We start from the raw sequence: 23,858 nt of genomic DNA, 5'->3' as shown, positions 1-23,858 counted from the left end.
TTATCAAATCGCCTCCAACTGCAGCACCACACTGGTGTGATAAGCACTGTTACCGGGATTAATACCCACATTCATCAGGAAATCGCCGGTAAAAGTTAAATCCTCTTTGCCTAAAACCGAACCCGCGCCCGGATAAAGGTTAATCTCTTTTACACGGTATTTTTTATTAGGGTCGAGGCCTTTCAGGCGTACAGGTACTTTGCTGCCTGATCCGTAACGGTTATTCACCAGGTAGTTGAACATTACCGCCTTTGATTTATCGTCGCTTACATACATGATAGATGCCGCGTCATTATCCCATGGCGAAGCTAAGCGGTACTGGTCGCCATGCCAGATCACATCTTTTAAAGCATCATAATTTTTCAACGCCGACTGACAGAAACTCAGTTCGCTCTCACTTAATTTGCCTATCACAATATCAAAACCCATTTTACCCATCATGGCCACATCCACACGGAATTTGATGGGTTGTTTGCCCCAATCGGTAACGTGGTTTGAGCTGGTGATAGCCGGGTAGAAGAATGAATACTCCCACTGGATAAATACACGCTCCAGCGGATCAGTGTTATCGCTTGGCCAAAACTCTGTAAAGTATTGCAGTGCACCATAGTCAACCCTGCCGCCGCCGCCCGAGCAAAGCATCAAAGGCACTTTAGGATATTTGGCACGAACGCGTTTCAATACATTGTATAAACCATTCACATAATCAACGTAAATGTGCGACTGGTCTTTTTTCAGATAAGCTGAATAAGCATTGTAAATAACCGCGTTACAGTCCCATTTGATATAAGCCAGATCAGGATTTTTGGTGAACAAGCCGTCAACCACGCCAAATACAAAATCCTGTACTTTAGGGTTGGCCAGATCAAGCACCAACTGATTCCTGAAGTATTTCTCTGGGCGGTTTGGTTGCTTGATCACCCAATCAGGATGGGCTTTATACAGGTCGCTGGCAGGGTTAACCATTTCCGGCTCAATCCAGATGCCGAATTTTACGCCATTGGCCTGCGCTTCTTTCACGAGCGAGCTGATGCCATTTGGAAGCTTTTGCTTGTTTTCCTGCCAATCGCCCAAACCAGCGTTATCGCCGTTACGCGGATGGCTGTTACCAAACCAGCCGTCATCCAATAAAAACAGGTCGACACCCAGCTTTTTGGTATCTTTTAGCAGGCCGGCCAGCTTGCTTTCATTAAAATCGAAATAGGTTGATTCCCAGTTATTGAGCAACGTAAGCCTTGAACCCTCGCCATCAACAATTTTATATTTGCGGGCCCAGCTTTGCAGCTTGCGGCTGGCGTCGCCCTTACCATGATCAGAGTAAGTATACAGGAACGCTGGCGTAGTAAATTCAACACCTGGTTTTAAATGATATTCGGAAGCGGCATTGTTGATCCCTGCAATAATTTTCAGGTTATTGGCCACATCCAGCTCAAAATCAATCCTGAAATTGCCCGACCATTCCATAGCCCCGTAAAGCACTTTGCCTTCATCTTCGGTAGCAGGTTTATCCATTGATATGGCGAACATCGAATGCTCATACAGGTTGGCACGGGTACCCAGTTTGCTGTCGATTGTTTTAATACCGTGGGTTAAACGGGCTTCTTCGGGCTGCATTTCCATAGCCCAGTTGCCGTGGTATTGCTTCAGCCAGAAACCGCCGGTAGTATTACCCTTCAGGTTTAAATTGGCTGAAGCATATTTATTAAGCGTAACAATACCTTTTTCGTTATGCTTTATTACCGACCATTGTTCGGTAACATCCTCTTTAAAATAGGTTTTGTAGTATAGCTTTACTTCAAAATCATAAGCAGGATCTTTCATGGTAACTACCAGTAATGAAATATCATCGTCAACCTTGCTAACCGTATGGCTTACGTAGGTTAGGTTTAATGATTTATTACCATCGGCATGGGTAACTGTAATAGCCGGCTCACCAAGACTGGCAGATCCGGATGGTGTATAAGCATCATTTTGTACACCAGAGTCATCGGCTTGTTTGTACATTTTTTGGATGCGGGCATACTCGGCCTTGTTGGCAAGCTTTACACCCAGGTACACCATGTTCAGGTGTTTTTCGGCATCGGTTTGCAGTACAATAGCGTTGTGTTGCGTTTCAACAGGGATGGTTAGATCCTGTGCTGCCGCCCTGCCGGCCAACAGCATTGAGCCTGCGAAAAGCAGGCCCAGTGGTAAAGTTTTTCTTTGAGTAGTTCTCACGTGTGATTTTTTGGTTTAACCGGCTGCTTCGGTAATTTGGTTTATCATGTTTTGATGTATCCTCGCCCCAAAGTGCCCGGCATCAAGTTTCAGAACCTCGGTAAAGGCCTTTTGTGCCTGCTCGAAATCACGTAAACCGAGGTATCCCAGTCCCCGTAAAAAGTAGCAATGCACGCGGTTCCTTACCTGCAGATCATCTTCAAAAATGAGCAAATTTGGCAGCGAGACGGCAAAGTAATCAATTTTTACGTTATCATCCATGTGCCCGATACCATAATTAAGCAGTTTTTTGAAGATTCGTTCGGCCGATGTACTGTCACCCAGACATTTTTTAGCTAAACCCTGATAAAAGATCTTATCAGGCTGCTGATCGTTATAAAAAACAGCCGCTGTCGGGTCTTCCAAACCTATGGCTGCCTGCTCAAAATAAGCCTTTGCCTGTTCCGTTTGCTGCAGGCCTTCATGGGCCTGGCCCAGCCAATAAAAGATGTCATTTTCCTGTGTGCCGAATAGTTTACCCTCGCCTAAATTATGTGGGTAGGTTTGTGCCTGTGTTAACTGTTCAATGGCTTCATTGTATTTGCCATCGCGGATGTTTTGCTTGGCCAATTCAACCAAAGCTGCAACATATTGCCCCGAAGCTTTGCCTTCGCCGCCCTCCCATGGGTGGAATGTTCTTTGCATCACCTGTTCAAACGCGGTTTGGTACTCGCCTAAAAAGTTATACAGCGTTGCACGCTCTAAATAAACATCATCACGAAGTTTGGCAGTCTCCAGATTAGCTTCAACAAAATTCAGTCGTGCTTCTGCAGAATAGTTCAGCTTTTTGTAAAGCTGGTCAAGTTCCATCAGTACACGGGCATCGGCGGGATCCAACGCAAAGGCTTTTTCAAAGCATGTTAAAGCTTTTGTCGGATCGTTGCGCTTGTTATAATAAGCAATACCCAAATTCCTGAACACGGTTGGGAAAGTATCATCCAGTTGTGCCGATGTTTCCCAGGTCGCGATGGCATCATCATACTGCAGTTTGTCATAAAACAGGTTGCCTAAATAATAAGGTGCTTTGGCATCGTTGGGCACGAGCTCAGCGGCCAGTTTCAGTACGCTGATCTCTTCCAGCCTATCGGGGAAGCACAGGTACGAATCGGCAGCTGAGGCCTGTTTAAAATATGCAGAAGCCTGTTCATTATTGCCTAACCTGTACGCAAAGTAGCCCAGGTAATAATACACCATCGGACTGGTAGCATCACCGTTCACCGCATAATTCAACAAATCTGCAGCTTCCTGGTACAGGCCGGCATTGGCGTAATCAAGTGCGTATTCAATGTAATTTTGGTAATAACCGCGCGACAGTTTAATGAGTTCATTAAGGGTGACAGTGCCTTTTTCTTCATCACCCAAAGCTTTGTAAGCATAAACCAGCTCAAACAGAGCGCCCAGGTTAAACGCATCCCTTTTTATTGCCGCTGTAACTACCTCGACAGCATCTTCAAAACGCCCGAGCTTACGGAAAGCCGCCGAGCGCAAAACATAGGCTTTACTGTTATTGGCATTTCTATCTAATGACGACAGCGAGTGATCAAGCGCCAGTTCGTAATCGCCGTTTTCCAGGTCGATCTGTGCTACCGAAAAATAGCCGCTATCTTTCCAGGCATTGCCCCAGGTAGCTTTATAAAACGCTTTGTACGCATCCTCTTTTTTGCCGAGGAATTTTAACGCCAAACCTAAATTGTAATAACACTCGCTATCATAAGGATTAGGGTTACGCTGGGTGATGGTTTCAACCGCCTTGCGGAAATAAGGCTCGCTTTTAGCAAACTGTCCGCGGCGCAAATACCATAAACCTAAAGCATTATTATTGCGGATATCTTTTGGATCACGGCGTAAAGCTTCCTCATAATAAGGCACCGGGCTATAAGTAGCATGGCGGTACTGCTCCAGGTGCTGGCCCGTTAAAAACAACTGCTCGTTATTTTCTACATCGGCAGGCAGCAGGGCCGGACTGGCAGCTTCAGGGATATTATTAAGCTTATTGCTTGCCGCATCATATTTAATGAGTTCTTTGCCCGCTGCCGAATGTACGGTAAGCAGCAAAAGGTTCTCGTTAATATCCTTAACGGCTATCTCGCGGGTATAAACTTGTTCTGGTACAATGCAAACTTTTTCGCTCAATAATACTTTGCCATCATGCTGCAATTTGATGTTCAGGTTGTTTTGCTCGCCGGTTACGTAAACTTTCAATAGTAGTTTGCCCTCTTTAGAATCAAGTGCCAGCAGGATATCTTTGGTAGCATTTTTTACTACGCCAAGCTCGCGGTATGGCATAAAGTATTGGGTAAAATGTTTTTCCTCGTGCGGCATCAACCAGGTAAAATCGGGTTGGTTATCGGTAAACATACCTGTCATGAGCTCAATGTAAGGGCCATCCTCGTCGGTTAGGTTCCTGTCCCAAGCCAGGCCGAAATCGCTGTGGCCCCAGGTCCACTGTTTTTTGCCGGGCGATACATGATGATTGGCTACGTGCAGCAAACCAGCCTGACTGTCATGTTCATATCCGCCTACAAAATCGTAATTGGAGTTGATAGCCATGTACGACGTTGGCACCGGGATATTTTTATACCTTGAGATATCTGTACCCGGCGAATAATCAACTTTATAGTAAGTACCCGTAGCTATCGGGAATGTTGATACGTCACGCTTACCATGGTCAAACACCGCATTCACATCAGGCGGAAAAACCGACTGGTAATCGTCATTAACTTTCACCGCCGGGTTAGCCCACCATAAAAAGGTTTGCGGCAGGGCCGAGCGGTTATAGAGCTTCGCTTTTATTTCGATGTAAGCCTTATCCGGGTGCAGCGTAAAACCGGCCATACCTTTGGTATGGAACATGCGCTCAACCTCGTTAACCCAAACAGTTTTGCTGCCATCGGCATTTTCTTCAATCTTATAGTCAACCGGCTCAAAAGTACTTGGGCGATGGTGCTGTGGCCAGTTAAATTCAATACCGCCCGAAATCCAGGGGCCGGTTAACCCTACCAATGCCGGTTTAATTACCTGGTTATAATAAATGAAATGGCGGTCCCTGATTTTGTCATAAGCCATCTGGATACGGCCGCCAAGCTCGGGCAGGATGAGTACTTTGAGGTATTTATTCTCGAGGTAAAGGCCTGCGTATTCTTTATCTTCTTTTTCGTCGTAAATTTTTTCGATAATCGGGTTAGGGTACACCTTGCCGCTGCTGCCCTGGTAAACGCGCTTTTCAAAAAACATGGGGTTTTTATCGGGCTTCCCTATACCGTAGGTTGGGATAACTACCTTCTCTTCCCAAACATTTACATACAAATTATTCATGTGGCTTATGATTATTAATGTCTTATTAAATTTTCTTCTAACTCTTCAAGGGTTTGGCCTTTGGTTTCTCTCACTTTTTTAAGCACAAACAAAAAGCCTAAAAAGCAGATCACCGCGTACATATAAAATGGACCGTAAGTGCCCAGCACCTTAGCCAGTATAGGGAAGGTGAACACCAATATAAAATAGGAAGCCCATAACGATACAATGGCCACTGTTGATGCAGCACCACGGATCTTATTGGGGAAGATCTCTGAAATAAGCACCCAGGTTATAGGCGCAAGTGAAAGCGCGTAAGTGCTGATGGCCAGCAATACAAATATGGATACCAGCCCGGCCGCCAGGTGATTTTGCAGCAGGTAAGCCAATACAATATAAAATATGGATAAGCCCAATGAACCAATGAGCATTAATGGCTTACGGCCGAGCTTATCAACCTGCCACATAGCCAGCAGGGTAAAAACCAGGTTAACAATACCAATAGAAACAGTTTCAAACAGCTGCTGGTTTAAGCTTGAACCCACCGAGGCAAAAATGGTTGAAGTATAGTTAAACACCACATTGATGCCACAAAACTGTTGAAACACAGCCAGCGTAATACCTATCAATACGGCGGGGCGTACGCTTTTTTCAAATATGGCGCGGTACGATTGCTTTTTTGCGCCAGTAAGCGATTTTTCAATAGCCTGCTGTGTTGAAGTCACAAACTCTTCGGAGCCTATTTTGTAAAGTACCTTTTCGGCATCAGCGTGGCGGCCGGCCTTGATCAGCCACCTGGGGCTTTCGGGCAGGGCTATAACCCCTAATAAAAATACCGCGGCAGGTACCGTGCCCAAACCAAACATCCAGCGCCAGGCATTATCGCCGCTGTCGGCCAAAAAATAGTTGCACAGGTTGGTGATCAGGATGCCCAATACCACGGTAAGCTGGTTGATAGCTACATTACGCCCCCGAACCTGTGCCGGGGAAATTTCGGCAATGTACATGGGGCAAAGCATTGATGCCATCCCTACCCCTATGCCCGCTGCAAAACGCAGAATGATAAAATAAGTGAGCCCGGTTGAAAAGGCAATACCCAGTGACGATACCGCGAAAATAAACGCCGCAACCATGAGACCGGGTTTACGGCCGTATTTTTCGGCAATGCGGCCGGCTATGATACAGCCCACGATACAGCCCAGCGCCAGGGAACCGGTAAGGAAGCCCTCCCAAACAGGGTCAAGCGCAAACTCCTTGCGGAGGAACGGCAGCGCACCCGATATTACGGCAAAATCAAAGCCGAACAGGTAACCGCCCAGTGCCGATATAAAGGAGATCCCTATAATATAGCCGCTGTTAAATTTTACTTCTTTTTTAAAATCGATGGTCATTTGATACTGGTTAGTTTCTTCTCTCTGTATAAATTTACTTTAATTAACTTCTGTTATTAATTTCACAGGTGTATTACTCACCTTAAAATCTCCGCTTCAGCTTGCAGCCTTTTGCTGTTAGCTTTATATGGTGCCAAACTTGTATAAAATGCTTTGGTTATATACATCGCCTGCCCGCAATATAGCCTGCGGAAAATCAGGATGATTGATGCTATCCGGATAATGCTGACACTCCAGGCACAACGCATCAAAAGGTTTCGCCCCCTGGCCAGTATGTATAGGCGTAGTGCTGCTCAAATAATCACCGGTGTACAGGAACACGCCGGGATAATCCGTATAAACTTTAAGGGCACGGCCCGATGCTTCGTCGGTTAAAAGAGCGGCATAAGTTAAGCCGTTCTCCCTGGCTCCAGTGTTGATAATGTAAAACAGGTTAAGGCCCTCAACACGGTTTTCATCTATATTAAATTTATCGCCCAGCTTGTTATTATTGAAAGCCTTTTGCCCGGCTGGTATAATTGCCCCGCTCGGCGTATAATCTTCGTGCAAATCCACAATACTATCCGATAGCAGGGTAAGCTTGTGGTTATAGATCTTACTTTTAAATGCCGATAAATTAAAGTAAGCGTGATTGGTAAAATTTGCTATCGTAGCTTTGTCGGTAGTAGCTTTATAATTGATCAGCAACTCATTATCATTGCTCCAGGTATAGATAACCATAAGCTCCAACTTACCGGGATAACCCCCATCGCCATCAGGGCTGGTCAGGGTCATCATTACGCCATTATCAAAAGCTTCGGCAGTAAACACCCTATAGTTAAAACCGCTTTTACCGGCATGGTTGGAATTTTTACCTTCATTGGCATCCAGGTGAAAAGTTTCGCCTTCGAGCTGAAATTTTACCCTGCTGATACGGTTGGCGTACCGGCCTATGGTTGAGCCGATGTAGCAGCTATCGGTTAAATACCCGTTCAGGTCAGGAAAACCAACCACCACGTTTTCAAAGTGCTGCAGCCTGTCGGGCACCACAACTGATACAATGGCCGCGCCGTAATTGGTAAGTTCAACATAGGCCCCCTTCTGGTTTTCAATTTTGAAAAGATAAACGTTATGACCGTTATGCTGCCCCCATAAACGGGTTGTGGTGTTAACAGCCATCGTTCAGATATTTAAATTGTTTGTTCATAAGTTATCAGCTTCATTAAACAGCCAGATAATTTGCCTGACTTGTTTTAGCCCTAATTGGTTTTGGTAAACCTACTATGAAACAGGTGTTAAAAAAATGGATATTCTTTAAAAAGTGATGGATAATACTATCATTTGCCGGCAGGTATTAAAATCTTGCCGGGATAAAAAAAATAAATACCTTTAATCGCCAGTTATACAGCAACGTTATGAATGTGATAGCCGAACCTAAAAAACGGATCAAAGAAGGCTTTATCGGTCAAAAAATGATCGTATTGCCACCAAACATAAAAAAAGCCATCACCAGCAATGCTTTGATCAAAGGCTTTTACCTTACCGCTATCGGCTATTATCCCAAGGCGGCCTTTCATGACCGTGAACGCCGTACAGGCAGCAACGAATATATTTTTCTTTATTGCGTTGATGGAGAAGGCTATGTTTATTTAGGGGGCCAGGACCACACCCTTAAACCCAATACTTTTTTCATTATCCCCCGTAACGTGGCACATCGTTATAAAAGCTCGGAAACCAATCCCTGGAGCATTTACTGGGTACACTTCAGCGGGCTAAATTCGCACCTGATCTATGAGCGCTCGCTCGAAAACGGGCAGCCTGCGGTACAATCCGTTCCGTACGACAGCAGCCGGATCAAGCTGTACGAGCAGATCTATGCCGTGCTTGAACACAGCTATCATGAAAAAGAAATGGAGATCGTTAACATCAACCTGCTCAATTTTATCTCCTCGCTGGTGTATTATAAGCAAACCAACCCGGTTGATTATGATAACGATTTTGTGAGCAACTCCATCGCTTATATGAAAAAACACATTAGTCAAAAGTTTGAAGTGATGCATTTGGCGAAACAGCAGGGAATTTCGTCATCACATTATTTGCGGCTGTTTAAACAAAAAACAGGCTCATCACCTATTAACTATTTTAACCTGCTCAAGATTCAAACCTCCTGCCAGTACCTGTACTTTACCGACAGGAGCATTAAGGAAATTTGCTCAGAACTGGGCTTTGACGACCCTTATTATTTTTCAAGGCTGTTTACCAAACTGATTGGCATGTCGCCGTCAAAGTACAGGAAAACACATAAGCGATAGGCCGACGCAGGTTCGGGTTAAAGCCGTCGGCGAGGAATGCAGCGAATAAAACAGATGACTTAGTTACTCCTCATCCTTTCACTCTCTTCTTTTGAACCGCTTTCCGGTTTCCCCCGGTTTGCCGGTCTTGTACCACCAAACGACTTTGAATAAGTAAGCTTAATTACCGGGAAACGTCTTGTTTCGGTATTGACAAGCACGTTGCTCTTTATGTCAAAAGCCTCACGTGTAAGTGTGCCGTACCGCACATGGATCTGAGCAGCACTAAACACATCGGCCACTGATAACTGCAGGCTGCCCCCGTTATTTTTCAGCTCTTTTTTGATCCCTGCATTGATCACCCCAAAACCATCAACCCTCGTTGTGCCATTGTACGCCAGGGAATTGTACTGGCCCGATGCCTCTGCCGAAAAGCTGCCGGACAACTTAAACAACTGGTTAAAATTAAAGGAATATCCGAAGTATGATTTGGTTAATGGATGTAAAGTATAATCCTCCTTAAACTGCCTTAGGCCGCCAACCAGGCTATAGGTCATTTCCCACCAGTTGCTCACTTTAACCGGCACATTGGCCTGCAAAGTAAGGTAATTTTGATACGGCAGGTTTTGCGGTGAGATGAACAAAATATCGTGCGCGGGGCTTTCGCTGAGCTGATAGCGGGCTATGGCATTAGCATCCCGGCTGTAAAGCAGTGAAAAACTATAGTCGCCATAGTTATAGCCCAGTTTTATATTATTGGTGATGGTTGGTTTAAGAAAAGGATTGCCGGTGTAAACCGCCGTAGGGTCGCTGTATGCAAAGTATGAGGCCAGGTCGTCATATGATGGACGACTGATCCTTTTGGTGTAAGACAGCTGCAATTCGGACCGGTCGCCCAGCTTTTTGGTAAACAGCACTGTCGGAAACAGCTTTCCCAGTTTACGGTCTACAATATTGCCGCCGGTTTGCGGGTTATCCATATTGGTATAGGGATATTCATAACGCGCGCCGGTATTAAGGCTTATGCTTTTGCCCAGTTGCCAGGTAAGGGACAGATAAACCGCGCCAATATCTTCCTTCATGTATATGTTCGCGGCGGTCTGCATATTGCGTTCCCAAACCCCATTGTTAAAACTTTCGATACCTGATGAGCTTGAACTGCCGGTATGCGTGCCTTTAATGCCTGTTTCCAGTTTTAGCAAGGGTGATAGCTGGTTGGTATAATCGGCTTTAAACACGCCTACGTTGATGGCCGTATTGGCAAATCCGCGTTGCCTTTGCGCGCTTACGCTGTTATTGGCGTACACCTGCTCACCGTATTTGTTTACAAAGGAAGTATTAACTTCGCTTGGACTGTTATTTCCATAATGGATGTAATCAGCTTCCATGCTTATCTTCTCCCCTTCCTTCAACACGCGTTCAATATTGAGCGAGCTGGTGAGGTTATCCCAGCGCCCGTTCCCGTTAATATGCCCAATGTACCTGAGCAATGAATCGGGCAGGATCTTATAGCCCGCATTACTGTAGGTATAAGTAGGCGAATGGCTATTGTTGTAGCTCAGTGTACCGCTAAGGGTAGTTTTATGATCCAGCTTAATATCAGTCCCCAGGGTGGCATTGTGGTTATTGCTGATCCTTTTAGTTTTTGTGTAAAACTCTACCTCGGCATTGCCGCCGATAAAAGGCATGTATTGGCTTCCGGTGATAAAAAGATCGGTATAGGTCCTGTCGTGCTGGAAAGTATAGGAGCCGTACAGGTTAACATTTTTGGTGTTATGATTGAGGTTGATGCCGGCAGTACCTTTCTCGCCCATGCCGTAACCGCCGGTTAAGGAATAGGAGCCGTTTGTTCCCTGCTTTTTGCTTTTCTTCATTACAATATTGATGATGCCGGCACTGCCTTCGGCATCGTATCCGGCGGGCGGGGTGCTCAGCAGTTCTATTTTTTCAATATTATCGGCACTGGTACCGTTAAGCAAATTCGTGACCTGGGCAAGCGGCATACGCACCAGTTTGCCGTTGATCATTACTGTAGCCCCGCTTTTACCGTTCAGGGCAATACCATTATCCCGATGATCGATAGTTACACCCGGCAATCGTTCCAACACCTGCAGGGCCGTACTGCCTTTGGTAAGCACGCTGCTTTCAACATTTACCACTAAGCCATCGCTGCGCTGCTGGTACAATGGCTTATTTGCCCGCACTACCACCTCGCCCAATTGCCGGGTGTCCTCCTTCATTACAATAACAGCAAGATATTTTGCATCACTGCTCCCGCTGATTTTAAAAGGGGATGAAACCCAGGTTTGATAACCGATACTGCTTAACCGCAACCGATAATTTCCGGAAGGGGCATCCGCAATACTATAGCCTCCCTGCTCATTGGTAAGCATACTTTTAACTGAAGATGAATCTGCAGTTCTGACAAGCGATACAGTGACATATGGCAAGGGCTGGCTGCCGGCTGTGGTAACCCTGCCCGACACCTGGGCATTTACTATTTGTGCCAGGCAAATAAGTAACAGACTGATGCATAAAGTTTTCATATGGCGTGTGTAACCTTTTTGGAGGTTATGCCGGCAAATAAAAACAGTGCTTTAAACTTTAAAAAACATGAATGATGAGTGACATGAGATAATTGATGAGATACGCAGAAGCGGGTTAATCGGTTTAAAACCAAAACTATACTGCCTTTTTTACGGCTTATAAGTTAAAGCCTGCATTTGGTCAATTATTTGTGCAGGTTGATACAATAACGAAATATAAATCAGTGCAATTGCTGTATCTTTAGGTAGGATATTGGAACGCGCTGGGCCTCAGGGTCCTCTGCGAGAGACCCTGAGGGGACGGGAACCTGCTCTCCCTCTGGGGGATTTTAGAATTTAATAAACATGTATTAATTGAAGGACAGATGCACCAGAGGTGCAAAAGGTTTGTAGCTCGTAAAGTTATAGAATACCCTTTGCCCCAGAGGGGCAAAACACGACGATTTGCTGGTTAAACGACAAGCAATTTGTGGGTAAACTTAAACTCGTAAAGGACCCTGAGGCCTACGCCACTCAGATTCGCTTTTCCAATTCGGGTAGAGCGGCGCCCCTCAGAGTCCTCTGCGAGAGACCCTGAGGGGACAGGGAAAATATATTTGGTGTTGGGGTGTCGTCCTGAACCTGTCGATGGACGCGCGCAGAGGCTTGCCCACCATGCTTCGAGAGCCTCAGCATGACACTTGTTTTTTATTATTATGATTTAATATGAACAGTTTATCCGTTGATACATTAAACCAAAACTGGCTGTTTAAATACAAGCTGTACCATATCCCGTTTTGGTGTGTGTACCATTATTTTTGGTTTACCATAGCGGTGGCTAACCCTGTGGCAGCGGCCAAATCCATGTTTTTTTCGGCTTATAGTGTCAAGATCCTGGCTTATGTAGTTTTCCAGGCGCTGGCAGTATATTTTAACCTTTACTTCTTAATGCCGCGGTTTATGAAAAAAGAGCGGCTTACCCAATATGTAATTTATCTTTCGCTAACCATCATCGGCACATCATCGCTTATTAACGGCGGCTATTATTTAAGCGCTTTTTTTGCAGGCTGCTCAGTAAAAAAAATGTTTGGCGTTGATCCGGGCAATTTCATGAGTTTCTATAATACCTCCTTCCCCTCTACCGTAGCCAGTATGACCTTGGGTATGAGCATCAAGCTTACCAAAAACTGGCTGCAAACCCAGCACCGCCAGCAGTTGCTCGAAAAAGAGAAACTGGAAACCGAACTTAAATTCCTGAAATACCAGTTTAACCCGCATTTTTTGTTCAATAGCATCAACTCCATATTTTTCCTGATCCATAAAAACCCCGGTATGGCATCGGCATCACTGGCCAAATTTTCCGAATTGCTGCGGTACCAGTTGTACGAGTGCAACGACCAGCAAATCTCTTTAGGAAAAGAGCTTAGTTATCTCGAAAACTTTATCGAGCTGGAAAAGCTTCGGCAAAACAATAATGTGCATGTTACCTTTGAAGCAGATGATCCGCTGCCCGGTCATTTAGGCATAGCCCCCTTTATATTGATGACCTTTGTAGAAAACGCGTTTAAGCATGTATCCAAAGAGGCAGAACACCCTAACTGGATTGCGATTAGATTGGGATTGAAAAACGATCAGCTCGCTTTTTACATTGCCAACAGCGCATCAAACGACCCGGGAACCGGGCTTGTGAACTATGGGGGTATCGGCCTGAAAAATGTAAAGCGCCGGCTTGACCTGATTTACCCCGATCTTCATAAGCTGGAGATCCAAAATACCGGAGACCGCTTTGAGGTACACCTGCAATTAACTTTAACCGAACTGGAACAACCATCCGCAACCTTTCAAATGGCCTCACTATGATGAACTGTGTAATAATAGATGATGAGCCCTTAGCCCGCGAAGGATTAGCCAGCTATGTACGCGAGGTTGATTTTTTGAATTTAACCGGCACCTGCGAAAACCCGCTCGAACTGATCAAGCTACTTGACCACCAGGCTATCGACCTGATATTTTTGGATATCCAGATGCCGAAAATGAACGGTATTGATTTTTTAAAGATCATGCAGAAACCACCGATGGTAATTATCACCACAGCCTACCCCAGCTATGCGCTTGAAGGCTTCCAGCTCAATGTGCTCGATTACCTGCTGAAGCCTATCACGTTCGACCGCTTTTTTAAATCGGCCAATAAGGCTAAAGATTATCACCGCCTGCTTAACAATTGGGCCCAGCCCGGCGCACCAAAAACGGAAACGGATGAAGGCTACTTCTTTATCAAATGCGGTAATAAATACGAAAAGATTTACTTTGATGAGATCCTGTACGTGGAGGGGATGCAAAATTACGTTACCATATTTACTGCCAAAGGCAAATATATCACGCTGCTTAACCTCAAAAGCCTTGAACAGAATTTAGATAGCAAGCTCTTTATCCGCGTACACAAATCATACATCGTATCAACCGGTAAAATTGATGGTATTGAGGGGAATGATATTTTTATCGGTCAGCACCGCATCCCTATAAGCCGCAATTACCGCGAACAGGTGATCCGGCAGGTTGTCTCCAATAAACTGTGGGATAAAATAAAATTTTCGTGATATATTTATATATCGTTTTTAACCTTTATCCTGCTTAAGCCATGGCCAAAAACACCAATAAAACCACGGAAACCGTAGCAAGCGTAAGCGATTTCATCAACACCATTGCCGATGAAGCCAAACGGGCCGACAGCTTTAAGCTGACCGCGCTAATGGAAGAAGCCAGCGGCCACAAAGCAAAAATGTGGGGCCCGGCCATTGTGGGCTTTGGCAGTTATCATTACAAATATGAAAGCGGCCGTGAAGGTGACGCGCCGCTTATAGCCTTTTCGCCGCGTAAAAGTTCTTTAACGCTCTATCTTCCAGGCTTTGAGAGCAAGGAACAGTTGCTGCAGAAATTAGGTAAGCACAAGCAAAGCGGCGGCTGTACGCATATTGTTAAACTGACCAACGTAGATAATACTGTGCTCAAGCAATTGCTCGACGAATCATTTAAAAACGCTGAAACAACGCACTGCAAATAATGGCAGCATTAGCTTACCATTACTATACTTTTAATCCTTAATACATCTTACCGAATAACCGTAGTATTTAGGATCCTTTCGCAGTTCAATATGTGCGCTTGAATAAAGCTCAACAAACCATGCTGTAGTAGCGTCATTGGGTGTTACGCTCCACCAATAAGCCCCTTGGAGTAAACTGGTAAAAGATTGATTAGTATAAATAAAATCGCGCCCACCGGCCGCTAAGGCTGTAAATAAGGTGCTGTTTGTAGCAGCTTTAGCGTTTGTCCAGTGTTGCCCCCCGGTTTCCTGTAATGCCCCACCGTCAGTTTCAGTGCCGCCGATATAGTCGTATAGTGTTTGCCATTCAGCTTGCGTTGGTATATGGTAGCCTTTAGGTGCAAGTTTTCTCGGATCTGTTATCGCATACCAATTATATAATTTACCGTATACCCTGCCCAAGCCCGGATCATTATTATAATCACATACAGCGCCTACGGTGGCCGATTTCCAGGCATTATCAGTTTCGATGCCGCGTATCGGCGTACCATCATTATAACTCTTTACCTTCAGGTTTTCTGCCATCCAAACCTGCGTACCAATCCTTACAGTTCTGTACATATTTCCCTCAACATCGGTAACATACCCCGGATCGGGATTTTCTGTTACAAACAAAGTATCCTGTACAGAGGCCGAAGAATAATTACCCGATGCCTGCTGCGTTGCTGTTATAAGTGTTTTTCCTTTTCCTTTTATAGTAACAATATTACCCTGAATTGTAGCTATGGCCGTGTTTCCGCTCGTGTAAATAAAGCTGCCGTTACTGTTACTTGTTGGCGGGGTAAGAGAAAAGGGTGCGTCTGTAGTTTTCTTTGCCGGTATTTTAAAGTTAACTAATGATGGTCTGATTAAGCCGGCTACCGTAAGTGTCGCCTTTATCGAATCTGTGCGATAGGTACTTGTTGCCGTCTGTATGGCAGTTATAACGCTGGTACCAGCGGCTTTGATAGTAACCGTGCTACCGTTAACAGTGGCAACCGATGTATTACTGCTTTTATAAGTAAACGCCCCGTTACTATTACTTGTTGGGTGCGATAAGCTAAATGGCGCATCTCCTACCTTTTTTGCAGGAACTGTAAAACCAGATATAGTTGGCGCGGGCAAACCTGTTACTCTAAATGTTGCTGTTGTGGAGCCTCCTATATACCCCGGGCTGTCACTTTGAGTTGCAACAATAGTACATACGCCGGCGCCTTTGATAACTATCATATCATACCTTTCAATATCTGCTACAGTCGGGTTAAGACTTTTATAAACAATCTGCGTACCGGCCTTTGAGTTGGGTGGAGTTATTTTGAACGGGGGATCACCTAATTGATGGTCAGCGATCTTAAAATCAGTTAAATGATTTTCGCCCAGCCATACAGTAAACTTAGCTTTAACGGAATCGGCTTTAAACTTGCTGGTCGCCGCCTGATACGCCGTAATTGTACATGATCCGGGTTCAACCACCGTAAGTATATCACCACTTATATCAGCTACCTTTAAATTGCTACTAACGTAGGTTATCGCACCATCGCTGTTACTTTTTGGTGGAGTTATTTTAAATGGAACATCACCATATCCTTTTGACGGAATATCGAAATCGCTAAGTGTTGGCGCAACAGCATCAGGCGGAGTAACTTTATCATTTTTACTGCAACCAATAGCAAATGCAATTAATATGACAAGGCAGGTTTTTAAGGTTTTCATTAACAATATTTTGCGGCGAAGATAAATATTACCAACGGGTTATTTTTATTAATTTAATATTAAATAACTATCCCACTACTGTGCCAAATTTCTCACTAATCTCCCCAGCACCTTAAAACTCTCTTCAACCACCCCGTCAAAAGCTAAACCAAAACTAATGCGGATAAAATTGGTAAACCGCCCGTCAACACTAAAGATCTGGCCGGGAGCTATGCTGATGTTTTGCTCTATTGCTAATTGGTACAGTTCAAAGGCATTTACCTTTTTATCCAGTTCGACCCAAAGCGCATAGCCGCCCTGTGGCCTGCTGATCTTTGTACCTGCCGGGAAGTATGTTGCGATAGCCTGCGTATACCGCAGGCATTGGGTATATAATGCCTTCCGCAAATGCCTCATGTGCAGGTCATATCGCCCGGTTTCAAAAAAATGACCAATGGCTGCCTGTGTAGGTGTGGCCGAGGCTATGGAATGCATCATTTTAATATTCAGCACCTGTTCTTTAAACCTGCCCGGGATACACCAGCCCACCCGGTAACCGGGCGCTATAGATTTGGATACCGATGAACAAAGGATTACCCAGCCATCCTTATCATAACTTTTGCAGGTGCGCGGACGGCTTTTTCCAAAATAGATCTCACCATAAATATCATCCTCAATTAAGGGAACTTGCTTTTCAGCAAGCAGGCGCACCAGTTGCTGCTTACGCTCATCGGGCATGCAAACCCCTATTGGGTTACTAAAGTTGGTAACAAACAGGCATACTTTTACTGGCACTTCATTCATAGCCCGTTCCAGGTATTCCAGGTCGAGGCCCGTATCGGGATTAACCGGAATTTCCAATACTTTCAGGTCCAGGCTAAGCATCACATTGAAAATCCCGAAATAAGTAGGGCTTTCAATGGCAATGGTATCGCCGGGCTTGGTGAGCGCCCTTAAGCAAAATATTAAAGCTTCCAGGCAGCCCTGCGTGGTTATCACATGATCTTCGGTAATATTACCACTCCAGTTAAAGGCGTTTTTAGCCACCTGTTTGCGCAAAGCGATATTACCCTGCGGGTTTTCATAAGTGATATTACCCGATGGACTATTACGGATAGATTCCATCATGGATTTACTGAGCTTTGCCAGCGGAATCAGGCTGAGCGGCGGCGATGAGCGCGAGAGCTGCAAAACGCTGTCTTCCGACATGTTGCGGTAAACCATCGCAATCATTTCGGCAACGCTGGCCTGTTTAACCTTTTTAAGCGGTGGTTTGGTTTCGGGCACGCTGGTAAAACGGGCGGGCAGGTATTTTACATAGTAGCCCGATTTGGTACGTGCCTCTATCAAGCCCAGGTTCTCTAACTCAACATAAGCTTTATAAGCCGTACTCATGCTGATGCCCTGTTCCTGGCTCAGCGCCCTTACCGACGGCAGCTTGTCGCCGGGTTTCAGCAGGTTCTGTTTAATCTGCTTTTCGATCCGGGCGGCTATCTGCGAGTATAAAAAATCGTTGTCTGTATTGAGTACCGGACTTTCCATGCAAAATCTGTTATGCTCAAAATTAATAAAACTACATCTGTTTTTCTATTGCCGGATGTTTTTATTTTGTAATGATCAAATAATTAAGCACATGGAACTACACGTTATCGATTATCAGCCACAACATGCCCCCTATTTTGAAAAGTTTAACAAAGCATGGCTTGAAGAGTATTTTACCGTTGAGCCTTTTGACAAATGGGTACTGGAAAACCCCGACGAGGCCATCATTAAAACAGGCGGCAGCATTTACTTTGTCACTTCGAACCAAAAAATTATTGGCACCGTAGCACTGCGATATATAGAAGACGGTGTTTACGAGCTTACCAAAATGGCGGTGGATAAAGACAGTCGCGGAGCTGGCGCCGGTCAGTTCCTATGTCAAACCGGTATTGATAAAGCGCGTGAACTGGGTGTAAAAAAGCTGGTACTGTTTTCAAACAGAGTGCTTGAAAATGCCATTCACATATATCGCAAACTGGGTTTTACCGAAATACCAGTTGAGCCCGGCACCTACAAACGGGCGGATATCATGATGGAAATAAACTTTACAAATAACTAAACCTGATGGAAAATATACTAAGCGAACAGGAAGTACAGCAACTAAGGGCCGAAACCCGGGGCACAACAAAAACCATCCACTTCAATAATGCAGGCTCGTCCCTGCACCCCGATGTGGTGGTTGATACCGTGATAGATTACCTGTACGAAGAAGCGCAAAACGGCGGCTACGAAACCGAGTACACATACCGCGAAGAGCTTGAAAACACCTACAACCTCATAGCCCGGCTCATCAACGCCCGCAAAGATGAAATTGCAGTAGTGGAAAACGCCAGCATCGGCTGGTGGCTTGCCTTTAACGGCATTGATTTTAAACCCGGCGATGAGATCATTACCTGCGAAATGGAATATGTAACCAACCTGATAGGTTTGCTGCACGCTAAAAAAAACCTGGGTGTTGAGTTTAAAGTGATCCCCAATGATGAGCGAGGTAATTTCCGGCTGCAGGCTTTGGAAGATGCTATTTCTGACCGGACAAAGCTGATAGCCGTAACCCATATCCCCTCAACCGCAGGGGGCATGATCCCGGTAGCAGAGATAGGCAGGATAGCGCGCAAACACAATATTTTGTACCTGCTTGATGCCTGCCAAAGCGTAGGCCATGTGCCGCTGGATGTACAGGCCATTGGCTGCGATATGCTGGCCGTAACCGGCAGGAAGTATTTGCGGGCGCCGAGGGGTACCGGCTTTCTGTATGTCCGCAAAGAAATTCAGGATAAGCTGAAGCTGTTTTTCCTGGATGGCTTCACTACCCAATGGGTAACCGAAACTGATTTTAAACCGCGCAATGATGCCCGCCGTTTTGAAGTGTATGAGAAAAGTAGAGCCTTAACGCTTGGCCTTGGCAAGGCGGTTGAATATGCACTCAACATAGGCATTGAGCGTACCTGGCAGCGGGTGCAATATTTAGCCGGCTTACTACGCGAAAAGCTAAAAAATATTAACGGCGTAACCGTTCATGATTTTGGCGATGAGTTATGCGGCATCGTAACTTTTTCGGTAGATGGCATGGAGACCGCAACGGTAAAAAACAAGCTGGCCGAAAAGCACATCAACGTATCAGTTGGCAAGGCGGTTTCAACCCTCATTTACATGAATAAAAACCACTTAAATAATATTGTAAGGGCTTCCGTGCATTATTATAATACTGAGGAGGAGATTGATACCTTATGCGGAGTTTTAGAAGAGTTGGTTAGAGTGAGTGTTTAACATTCGCACGATTAAGCGCCCCGGCTATTGTTGGTGTTGTCACCAGAAGTGTTCGGAAGATTTTTAATTCCCTCCCTTGGGAGGGGTGCGGTTGGATTTCGTGGTGGCAGGGAGGGGTTTATACGTCGTTTCAGGCGAATAAGTCTGTGAATGCCTCCCTCCCTACACCCGCCCCAGGGGAGGGAATCGCACAATCCCTCGCTTTTTTTATTTCTTCCGAACACCTATGGTGTTGTCACCAACAACAGCGGGTTATAGTTCAAGCGAAAAACGCTTAAACTTGCTTGATAAAAGTTGCCAACAAAACAGCTGCATCTATTGATGTTTTGTAATTTTTGCGCGCAAACTCGGCCTCATAAAAGTCTTTGTCGCTATAAAAAGCAGAGTATATTTATATTAGTGCCATAAATCATTGGCCATTGAAAGCAATCCGCGATAAAGCAGGTGAATTTTTACTTGGGTTACAGGATGTACGGGAAGATATTTTATGTACGCCTGCCCAGTTTTCTGAATATACCGTTTACCTCGTTCCTGAAGGGTCGGGTATCTTTCATGCAGATTTTGGGGCATTCCCTTTTACAGGCCCGGTGTTGTTGTTTTCAACCCCGCTGCAGATTATTTATGTAGATGAGTGCCGCGCCATAAAAAGCAATATCTTACAATTTCACAGTGATTTTTATTGTATCGAGTACCACCGTGAAGAAGTAGCCTGCAATGGGTTATTATTTAACAACATCTATATTGATCCAATAGTTGCGCTTACCCCACCGGATGTAAAAGTGTTTGAGCTGTTACTGATGCAGATGGACGACGAATTTATGCAGCCGCAACCATCCGAAATTGTATTGCGGGCCTACCTGCAGCTTTTTTTGGCCAAGGCCAGCAGCATAAAAATAAATAGCATCAGTACCGGTGAGGATAAACCCCAAAAAGATGAACTGATGGAAAAGTTCCGGACGTTGCTTAACCAGCATTATCTTGATCTGCATAAACCATCAGATTATGCCTCGTTACTCGCCATATCTTCTGATAATTTAACCCGGCGTTGTACCAAATACTTCCGTAAATCGCCATCACAACTTATCCAGGAACGGCTTATCCTCGAAGCAAAGAAACAGCTCCATTTAACCCGGCAAAGCATCAAAGAAATTGCCTACAACCTGAAGTTTCAGGATGAGTTTTATTTTAGCCGGGTATTTAAAAAGTTCACCAAAGTATCGCCCCAAACTTTTCGTGATAAAACAGGCATCTCCATCGTCGCGGATTTGTACAAATAAAACCCCGTTTCGTCCATGTTTGCGGGGCTCATGGCGTTGTAGTTTTGCTTTATCAAACAACAACAACATGAAAACTTCAATCATAAACACCATAGCAGGCCTTGATCAGCTTGGTAAAAAAGCAGTCCGTTTCGGCATCGTAGTCGTATTCCTTTGGATAGGCGGCCTTAAATTTTTCACTTACGAAGCCGATGGCGTTGTGCCCTTTGTGGCCAACAGTCCGGTGATGTCATTCTTTTACAACCATCCAACAGAATACAAAAAACACATCAATAAAGAAGGCGAACTGATTGCTTCCAACCACCAATGGCATATCGAAAATAATACTTATGGCTTTTCCGTTGGCCTGGGTATTTTCCTGGTAACACTGGGCATACTGGTTGCACTTTATAAAGTTGTACCAATGCCAAGTATGATTGCCAGTATCCTGGTATTTATCATGACTTTGGGCACGCTTTCCTTCCTGGTCACTACGCCCGAAAGCTGGGTACCACATTTAACCGACAACCAATGGGGCTTCCCATACCTGTCAGGCCGCGGTCGTTTGGTTATTAAAGATGTCGTGATCCTTGGCGGTGCCATCATCACTATGAGCGAAACCGCGCAACTTTATCTAAAACGTAAAACAGCAAGTAAATAATCTTAAACCATAATATAATCATGAAAACTATAAATGTTCCCACCCGCGAACAGGTAAGTGCCGAAGCGCAGGTAATGTTTGATATCTTCACAAAACGCGTTGGTAAGGTACCTAACCTTTATGCTACTATGGGTTATTCGGCACCTGCACTTAAAATGTTTATGGATATGGAGGATGACATGAGCAAAAGCGTGTTTACCCCCAAAGAAAGGGAAGCCATTGCCCTAATTGTTTCTGAGCTAAACGGTTGTGCCTATTGCTTAGCCGGTCATAGTATGCTGGCCATGAAACGCGGTTTTACTAAAGAACAAACCCTGGATATCAGGAGAGGCCATACAGCTGATGATAAACTGAACGCCATTATTGGTTTAGCCAAATCAATTGTTGAAAATAAAGGTAAAGGCGATGAAACCTTACTAAATAACTTTTTCGAAGCCGGTTTTGATGAAGTCGCTTTGATGGACCTTATTGCCTTTATTACCATACGTGTGTACACTAACTACGTATTTGCCAACACCGAAGTACCAATAGATTTTCCTGCCGCTGAGCCTCTTAACTAATAGCTAAACATATCATCATGAAAACCACCGAAGAAGTAAAAGGCCAGTTAGCCAATAAGTTTTTAACAGGACTAAAAAATCGTGATTGGGAGCTCATGCGCCCGGCCCTTGCCAATGATGTTACCTGGACCCTGCCGGGAACAAGTTTGCTTTCGGGTCCTGCTGTTGGTGCCGATGCCGTGATTAAACGTGCCGGTCAGCTGCGTGATTTTGGGGTAATGGTTCAATTAAACCACATTCTATACGGATTGGATAGTGTAGCCCTGTCGCTTCACAATACTGCCAGCCGTGGCGATTTGATACTGGATGAGCAGGTAGCCATAGTTTGCGATATTACTGATAATAAGATTAGCCGGATAACTACCCATTTGAGTGATATTGAAGGGATCAATAAGTTTTTTATTGAAGGGGTGATTTAACGTCATACAGCATATCATAAACTCATTTTACGTTCCATCAGGGTCTCTCGTAGATTTAAGTTTACCCATAAAATCATTAGTCAAATTGGGTATTCCTGATAAGTTGAACCCCTCTGGGGTTCGGGTAAGGGGTGTGACGTTGTTTCTACAAACCTGTTCCCCCTCTGGGGGATTTTACAATTTAATAAACATGTATTAATTGCCCAAGGACAGATGCACCAGAGGTGCAAAAGGTTTGTAGCTCGTAAAGTTATAGAATACCCTTTGCCCAGAGGGGCAAAACACAACGACTTGCTGTTTAAACGACAAGCAATTTTGTGGGTAAACTTAAACTCGCAGAGGACCCTGATGGCTTCCCCAAGCAGGTACGCCTGCTTTTCGTGCGTTATATACAGTCTCCTGTCAGTTAGGAACATCCGGGTCCTCTACGAGAGACCCTGATGAGACAGAAGCCTGGAATTGCTTCGGCCTCGCAAATGACGCTTTTTTTTGAGTTGCATCTAAGTTATCTTTGAGCCTAATCCCTGCACCACACATGAAATATTTCATTGTCCTTTTATTTATCTTTTTCATTGGCCAACACAGCTTTGCACAAACTCACAAAGAGCAAATTGCGGCCTTCAGGCAAAATTATAAGGATGATTTTTTAAAAGATCCGCGATCGCCGCTTAAACAGGATGACCTGCAATTTCTAAGGTTTTATGATGCCGACAGTACCTACCGCGTAACTGCTAAAGCTGAATTATTGACTAATCAACCAACTTTTATTATACCTACCTTCAGCGGTGCAGGTAGCCAATATACACGTTATGCCCAACTTTCGTTTACGCTAAAGGGTAAACCAATGCAGTTAACCATTTACAAAAGCATAGCCCTGTCACAAAACCCTGCTTTCAGCAATTATCTGTTCCTGCCTTTTACCGATGCTACAAACGGCTCTGAAACCTATGGCGGAGGCCGCTATATCGACCTTACCACCAAAGACATTAAAAACGGCTCGATTGTTATAGATTTCAATAAAGCCTATAACCCATACTGCGCTTTCAGCAGCGGCTATTCATGCCCTAAACCTCCCGACGAAAACCGGGTTGATATGGCAGTTGAAGCTGGCGAAAAAAACTTTGGGAAAGGGCATTGATCTAAATC

Annotated in this window: 18 protein-coding genes; 11 read left to right on the top strand and 7 right to left on the bottom strand. The window is 44.8% G+C overall.

Features of this window, described 5'->3' with window-relative positions:
• Nucleotides 1-3: 3 nt before the first annotated feature.
• The 4 genes from ABID99_RS03760 to ABID99_RS03745 form a co-directional block, all read right to left on the bottom strand.
• Nucleotides 4-2,217 carry an alpha-galactosidase gene (locus tag ABID99_RS03760; protein ID WP_373612908.1) on the bottom strand — a complete coding sequence of 738 codons (2,214 nt, stop codon included), beginning with the start codon at nucleotides 2,215-2,217 and terminating at the stop codon, nucleotides 4-6.
• Between the two features lie 15 nt (nucleotides 2,218-2,232).
• On the bottom strand, nucleotides 2,233-5,571 hold the full coding sequence (locus tag ABID99_RS03755; protein WP_373612907.1) for a DUF5107 domain-containing protein: 3,339 nt from the start codon (nucleotides 5,569-5,571) through the stop codon (nucleotides 2,233-2,235).
• Between the two features lie 14 nt (nucleotides 5,572-5,585).
• Nucleotides 5,586-6,971, bottom strand: coding sequence for a sugar porter family MFS transporter (locus tag ABID99_RS03750; RefSeq protein WP_373615892.1), 1,386 nt, complete (start codon nucleotides 6,969-6,971; stop codon nucleotides 5,586-5,588).
• Nucleotides 6,972-7,064: 93 nt separating this feature from the next.
• Complete coding sequence (locus ABID99_RS03745) at nucleotides 7,065-8,099, bottom strand: aldose epimerase family protein (protein WP_188833977.1); 1,035 nt, start codon at nucleotides 8,097-8,099, stop codon at nucleotides 7,065-7,067.
• 236 nt (nucleotides 8,100-8,335) lie between these two features.
• Here ABID99_RS03745 and ABID99_RS03740 point away from each other — a divergent pair, with 236 nt between their 5' ends.
• Nucleotides 8,336-9,232 carry an AraC family transcriptional regulator gene (locus ABID99_RS03740; RefSeq protein ID WP_176622416.1) on the top strand — a complete coding sequence of 299 codons (897 nt, stop codon included), beginning with the start codon at nucleotides 8,336-8,338 and terminating at the stop codon, nucleotides 9,230-9,232.
• Between the two features lie 59 nt (nucleotides 9,233-9,291).
• Here the strand turns inward: ABID99_RS03740 and ABID99_RS03735 are convergent, their stop codons facing one another.
• Complete coding sequence (locus ABID99_RS03735) at nucleotides 9,292-11,757, bottom strand: TonB-dependent receptor domain-containing protein (protein ID WP_373612906.1); 2,466 nt, start codon at nucleotides 11,755-11,757, stop codon at nucleotides 9,292-9,294.
• A 705-nt stretch (nucleotides 11,758-12,462) separates the two neighbouring features.
• Between ABID99_RS03735 and ABID99_RS03730 the strand changes: the two genes are divergently transcribed.
• From ABID99_RS03730 to ABID99_RS03720, 3 genes are read left to right on the top strand one after another with little or no spacing between them, the layout of a single operon-like run.
• Entirely contained in the window at nucleotides 12,463-13,596 is a 1,134-nt protein-coding gene (locus tag ABID99_RS03730) for a sensor histidine kinase (RefSeq protein ID WP_373612905.1), read from the top strand.
• A complete protein-coding gene (locus tag ABID99_RS03725) occupies nucleotides 13,593-14,333 on the top strand; it encodes a LytR/AlgR family response regulator transcription factor (RefSeq protein ID WP_373612904.1) in 741 nt (246 codons plus the stop codon). Before ABID99_RS03730 ends, ABID99_RS03725 begins: the two co-directional genes overlap by 4 nt.
• Before the next feature lie 41 nt (nucleotides 14,334-14,374).
• Entirely contained in the window at nucleotides 14,375-14,797 is a 423-nt protein-coding gene (locus tag ABID99_RS03720) for a DUF1801 domain-containing protein (RefSeq protein ID WP_373612903.1), read from the top strand.
• 30 nt (nucleotides 14,798-14,827) lie between these two features.
• Here the strand turns inward: ABID99_RS03720 and ABID99_RS03715 are convergent, their stop codons facing one another.
• Nucleotides 14,828-16,528, bottom strand: coding sequence for an FISUMP domain-containing protein (locus ABID99_RS03715; protein ID WP_373612902.1), 1,701 nt, complete (start codon nucleotides 16,526-16,528; stop codon nucleotides 14,828-14,830).
• 75 nt (nucleotides 16,529-16,603) lie between these two features.
• Nucleotides 16,604-18,049 carry a PLP-dependent aminotransferase family protein gene (locus tag ABID99_RS03710; RefSeq protein ID WP_373612901.1) on the bottom strand — a complete coding sequence of 482 codons (1,446 nt, stop codon included), beginning with the start codon at nucleotides 18,047-18,049 and terminating at the stop codon, nucleotides 16,604-16,606.
• A gap of 91 nt (nucleotides 18,050-18,140) precedes the next feature.
• On the opposite strand from ABID99_RS03710, the gene ABID99_RS03705 reads away from it, so the two are divergent.
• From ABID99_RS03705 to ABID99_RS03675, 7 genes are all read left to right on the top strand, one after another.
• Nucleotides 18,141-18,608, top strand: a complete 468-nt coding sequence (locus tag ABID99_RS03705) for a GNAT family N-acetyltransferase (protein WP_090534014.1) — start codon at nucleotides 18,141-18,143, stop codon at nucleotides 18,606-18,608.
• Nucleotides 18,609-18,613: 5 nt separating this feature from the next.
• Nucleotides 18,614-19,816, top strand: a complete 1,203-nt coding sequence (locus tag ABID99_RS03700) for an aminotransferase class V-fold PLP-dependent enzyme (protein ID WP_373612900.1) — start codon at nucleotides 18,614-18,616, stop codon at nucleotides 19,814-19,816.
• A 419-nt stretch (nucleotides 19,817-20,235) separates the two neighbouring features.
• Nucleotides 20,236-21,093, top strand: coding sequence for an AraC family transcriptional regulator (locus ABID99_RS03695; RefSeq protein WP_354486267.1), 858 nt, complete (start codon nucleotides 20,236-20,238; stop codon nucleotides 21,091-21,093).
• 67 nt (nucleotides 21,094-21,160) lie between these two features.
• The gene (locus ABID99_RS03690) at nucleotides 21,161-21,733 is read left to right on the top strand and encodes a DUF417 family protein (protein ID WP_188833983.1); all 573 of its coding nucleotides are present in this window, start codon (nucleotides 21,161-21,163) and stop codon (nucleotides 21,731-21,733) included.
• A 20-nt stretch (nucleotides 21,734-21,753) separates the two neighbouring features.
• The gene (locus ABID99_RS03685; protein WP_373612899.1) at nucleotides 21,754-22,293 is read left to right on the top strand and encodes a carboxymuconolactone decarboxylase family protein; all 540 of its coding nucleotides are present in this window, start codon (nucleotides 21,754-21,756) and stop codon (nucleotides 22,291-22,293) included.
• 17 nt (nucleotides 22,294-22,310) lie between these two features.
• Nucleotides 22,311-22,712, top strand: a complete 402-nt coding sequence (locus ABID99_RS03680) for a nuclear transport factor 2 family protein (RefSeq protein ID WP_217633221.1) — start codon at nucleotides 22,311-22,313, stop codon at nucleotides 22,710-22,712.
• A gap of 535 nt (nucleotides 22,713-23,247) precedes the next feature.
• Nucleotides 23,248-23,850 carry a DUF1684 domain-containing protein gene (locus ABID99_RS03675; protein WP_373612898.1) on the top strand — a complete coding sequence of 201 codons (603 nt, stop codon included), beginning with the start codon at nucleotides 23,248-23,250 and terminating at the stop codon, nucleotides 23,848-23,850.
• The last annotated feature ends 8 nt before the right edge of the window (nucleotides 23,851-23,858 follow it).

The organism is Mucilaginibacter sp. OAE612 (assembly GCF_041806395.1).
Taxonomy (GTDB): domain Bacteria; phylum Bacteroidota; class Bacteroidia; order Sphingobacteriales; family Sphingobacteriaceae; genus Mucilaginibacter; species Mucilaginibacter rubeus.
The sequence above is the reverse complement of the archived record's forward strand: the minus strand, read 5'-3'. Positions and strand labels throughout refer to the sequence as shown.